Annotated in this window: 1 protein-coding gene; it reads left to right on the top strand. The window is 71.5% G+C overall.

The genetic code is table 11. The annotated features are described in order from the left end of the window. Nucleotides 1-98 precede the first annotated feature (98 nt). A partial coding sequence (locus tag E0F75_RS39710) for a beta-ketoacyl reductase (protein WP_229315912.1) occupies nucleotides 99-1,189 on the top strand: 1,091 nt, incomplete at its 3' end.

Below are 1,189 nucleotides of genomic sequence, written 5' to 3'. Positions count from 1 at the left end.
CCGATGTCCGGGAGGCGGCCTCGCTGCCGTCCGGAGTCCGGTACCGCACCTTCGACCTCTCCGAACCGGAGCCCGCCAGGATCGGGGACATGCTCTCCGTGCTGCTCGCGCTGTTCGCGGAGGGAAGGCTCGCGCTCCTGCCGATGACGGCGTGGGACATGCGCGAGGCGCCCGCCGCGTTCCGCCACCTCAGCCAGGCCCGACACGTCGGCAAGAACGTCCTGACGCTGCCCGTCCCGACCGACCCGGACGGGACGGTGCTTGTGACCGGTGGCACGGGTGCGCTGGGTGGGCTGGTCGCCGAGTGGCTGGTGTCGGTGTGTGGTGTGCGGCATCTGGTCCTCGCGGGCCGTCGGGGCATGTCCGACGGTGTGGCGGAGCAGGTGGAGCGGCTGACGGAGTCGGGTGCTCGGGTTCGGGTGGTGGCGGCGGACGTGTCGTCGCGGGCCGGCGTGGAGGAGGCTCTTGCCGCGGTCGACGCAGGGCATCCTCTGACCGGTGTGGTCCACACGGCCGGAGTCGTGGACGACGGCGTGATCGACTCCCTCTCGCCGGAGCAGGTCGGTGCGGTGATGGGCGGCAAGGCGGGCGGTGCCTGGTGGCTGCACGCGCTGACGCAGGGCATGGACCTGTCGTTCTTCCAGGTGTTCTCGTCACTGGCCGGCGTGGTCGGTTCGCCGGGGCAGGCGAACTACGCGGCGGCGAACGGGTTCCTGGACGGCCTGATGCAGCAGCGTCGCGCTCGCGGACTGGTGGGCCAGTCGGTGGCCTGGGGCCTGTGGGGTGTCTCCGGTGGCATGGCCGGTGAGCTGAGCGAGGGCGACGTTGCCCGGATGTCCCGTGGCGGAGTCACCGGACTCTCCGCCACCGAAGGGACGGCGTTGCTCGGCGCGGCGCGTGAGGTGCCCGACGCCGTGACGATGGCCGCCCGCTGGGACTGGCACGCCTGGGATTCCGCGACGACGGTGCCACAGGTGCTGCGCGAGCTGGTACGCGACGGATCGCCCCGCAACCGCCGGGGACGTGGACCCGCGACGGGGGGTGTCCGGAGCCGGCTGAACCGACTCTCGCGGAGCCAGGCCGTATCGGCCATCTCGGACGAGATCCGGGGCGAAGTGGCGTCTGTTCTCGGTTTTGCGTCGGTGGTGGATGTGCCGGTGGGGTTGGCGTTTCGTGAGATGGGTTTTGA

Source organism: Streptomyces sp. CB02980, assembly GCF_014451325.2.
GTDB lineage: Bacteria > Actinomycetota > Actinomycetes > Streptomycetales > Streptomycetaceae > Streptomyces.
Note: the sequence above shows the minus strand (reverse complement) of the source record. Positions and strands in the feature narration are given on the sequence as shown.